This is a genomic window from Lewinella sp. (assembly GCF_050633125.1).
Lineage (GTDB): Bacteria > Bacteroidota > Bacteroidia > Chitinophagales > Saprospiraceae > Lewinella.
Map to the genome: position 1 here is coordinate 1 of NZ_JBOEFX010000139.1, position 3,602 is coordinate 3,602.

Genomic DNA, 3,602 nt, shown 5'->3' on the forward strand with positions numbered 1-3,602 from the left:
CACCTCACCGTCTTCGATCAACTCGATCATATAGGTGTGCTCACCACAGCCAAAGGCTTGATCTGTGTCTACGCCGTCGATCAGCAAGTTGTAGCTGTCGATACAATCATCAAAACCTGTCACCACCATATCGGGGGTGATGGTGGCCGAGCAATCAGCTCCCAGCGTTACATTAAGATCAGCGATACAGCCAAACTCAAAGGGTACTGCACTATCGTCAATATTTACTGTCGCGGTACAAACATCGCTGTTGCCAACACAGTCCGTTACCGTCAATTCTATTTCTGTACCTCCTATTGTACCGATCGCCAGATCAATATCTGAACAATCAAAGAAGGTCTGATCAACCATGTAGGTGAAATCAGCATCACAGTTGTCCATACTTCCTGCTGCAATAGCATCAATATCCGCTTGGGTAAACGTGTACTGACCTGCAGCACTCAGGAAGATCGTTATCGTATTACATACTGGTTCAGGAGCTGTTGTGTCTTCAACCGTGATGATTTGTGTATGGCTATTTGGATTACCACAATCATCTTCTACCGTCCAGGTACGTGTCAGTACATATTCCTGTGGGCAGGCACCATCCACGCGTACCTCATTGAACATTACCGTCAGGTTGCCCAGTATGGTTTGTGTAGCGTTTAGGTCACCAGGAGACTCGGCATTAGGGCCACTCCAGGTAAAGTCCGCCATATTGAAGCCAGTACCACTCAGTTCAAGGGACTCGCCAATAGGAGTAGTGCCAGGCTCTGATACCCCTACATCGGTACTTGTCAAACTCGCGGCAGGACCGTCAACAGCCATAAAGCTGCCTTCCCAACTGAGGAACTCCAGAACATCTCCGGTAGAGACCTGCACCAGGGCAAAGCCATCAGGAGAGCCGTTCATCAAACCAGGGATAAAGAAGGCTTGAGCACCAAGGCCTGCTCCTTCATTATCAATAACACCGCCCAACATGTAGACTTGGTCTAGTAGGCCATTAACTCCGTTGTACAGTGCCAGCTCGTAGTCCATCAAATCTAGACCGGCAACGCCCCCTACTTCGATGAACTCCCCTACATCCGTTCCTGTATTATCGTAGTGAATCTCGTTGATCCACAGCAGTGGGTCAATACCTGAGACATCACAGTTATCGATGGCCGTTAGCGTCGCAGCAGCAGGCACCGTCTCATCACACTCGTAAGTCTCATTTTCAGGTAAGGCTTCGACGAATGTTGGTGGGGTGGTATCTTCTACGATGATTTCTTGCTCATGCTCAACATCGTTGCCACAGTTATCGGTAGCCGTCCAGGTGCGGATCAGCGTGTACTCATTGGCACAGTCACCAGCGATACGCAATTCGGTGAAGACTACAGGAGCTGAGTTATCCATATCACAATCAGACAACTCAAAGGTCTGACCTGTGTTGATGCTACCGGGTGATGCAACACTCGGGCCACCCCAAGTGAAATCTCCAGCAGGACAGCCACTGCCCGTAAGTTGGAGCGATTCACCAATAGGTGTTCCTCCTCCCTCGGTACCGATATTGGTACTGGTCATCCCATCAGCAGGGCCACCAACAGCGGTGATCGTGCCTTCATAGCTGATGAAATCAACAACATTGCCACCGCATACCAGTGCTACACCATCAGGAGCACCGTTCTGTAGGCCATTGGAAGGGTAATCAAAGGATACCGCGCCAAAGCCTGCTCCTTCGTCATCAATCAAACCAGCCAGCGTCATCGCCACGCCGTAGGTCATATCGTTCGAGCCATTGTAGAGGAACAACTGACAATCACTAAGATCAATGCCAGCGCTACCCGCTACTTCTACAAATTCTCCTACATCACCGCCCGTGTTATCGTAGTGGATTTCATTGATGAACAGTACCTGTTCCGCTGATGTACAGTTGTCCGTAGCCGTCAGTACAGCTGCTGCTGGTACCGCGTCACATTCAACCGTCATATCCATAGGTAAGGCTTCTACAAATACAGGATCTTCCGTATCCACCGTGAAGGTGAAGGTCTGATCACATGAAGAAGACTGTCCCCGATCATCGGTAATCGTGTAGGTCCGCGTTACAGTGCGGATACAGCCATTGTCGGCCGTCACATCATTAAAGGTCAATACCAGTGGGAAACAAGGATCAGCCGAGACCGTCGGCCAGGCCGGGTTAGGGGTTGCTCCACCGGCTACATTGAAGTCCGTGGGGCCCGCAGCTGCAGGAGGTGTTACATTACACCCTGGGTCAAGACCGAAGTTGTTCGCTGGGCACGTTAGTACCGGTGCATCACAAATCACTACTTCTACTACCTGCTGTACCGTCTGGGTACAACCAGGAGAAGCAGGAGTTATTCCTCCATCAGGAGAAATACCGCCATTACCATCATCGGCACCATCAAAGGTCATAATCACGGTATGAAGGCCTTCCGTATAAGCTGCTGGATCAAATTCTGTTTCTGCCATACCATCAACGGTGAAACTCACCATATCAGTACCGTTGCCATTGGTATCCATACCACCTAAAGTGATCACCGGATCATCATCCTGAATAACAGATGGAAGCGCTGGGTCAAAGACAGGATTAGGATATTGGCAGTTATTGCTAATCGTGATCATCACATTGGCTGCGCTACCCATTGGGAAAGGTCCTTCGAGTGTAAGGCTATAGCCTATCGCATCAACATGTACAAATGGTAGTTCGTACGTACCTAAGCCTGCATTATAAGTAAGGCTTACAGAACCATCACTTGCAACAGGAACACCAGCACTTTGTACACCTACAGCTGGGACATTGTAGGCATCAAAGGCACCTGTAGCGCCTACTACCGTCCAGCTTTGGCCGGCAGGAAGCATGCCATTAGCATTAACAATGGAGACCAGTTCGGAAAACTGTCCATCATCGCCGCCAGTACCATTATCTATGTCAAATACTGTCGCATTGTCAAGACAGCCACAAGGGTCGGTAGCTTCATATTCGCAATCAAATACATCTAAATCGCTGGTGGCTGAATTGATACAACCATTGCCATCCGTAAAGGTGTAAGTAATCGTATGTGTTCCTACTCCCGCAACCATTGGGTCAAAGTTGTAGCTCGTGCCGTTGCCGAGATCAGTAACACCAGGGCCACTGTAAACACCGCCAGCAGGTGAGCCTCCTGTAATTGGTGCGTTAGCTATTGGAGCATCAAGGCAGTAGCCTAAAGCAGTAGTCAGGCTTACAGCGGGTACATCAAATACTTCTATATCGTCACTGGCCGAATTGGTACAACCATTGCCATCTGTAAAGGTATAAGTGATGGTATGTGTTCCTACGCCTGCCGCCGCTGGATCAAAGCTGTAGGTCATGCCGTTGCCATCATCGGTAACACCAGTACCACTGTAAGTACCACCCGTTGGGGTGCCGCCGCCAAGGCTCGTTTGTACGCCTGCATCAACACAAATATCAGCAGGGGCAGTGAAGCTTACTGTTGGTAAATCAAATACTTCTACATCATCACTGGCTGAATTGCTACAACCATTTTCATCGGTATAAGTGTAGGTAAGCGTATGTGTTCCAACACCAGCCGCAGCAGGATCGAAACTGTAGGTCATGCCGTTGCCGTCATCGGTAACACCAG

At 49.5% G+C, this 3,602-nt stretch carries 1 pseudogene; it reads right to left on the reverse strand.

Annotated elements, in window-relative coordinates:
* Window positions 1-3,602: pseudogene (locus ACRBG0_RS25315) on the reverse strand (hypothetical protein); the annotation flags it as partial.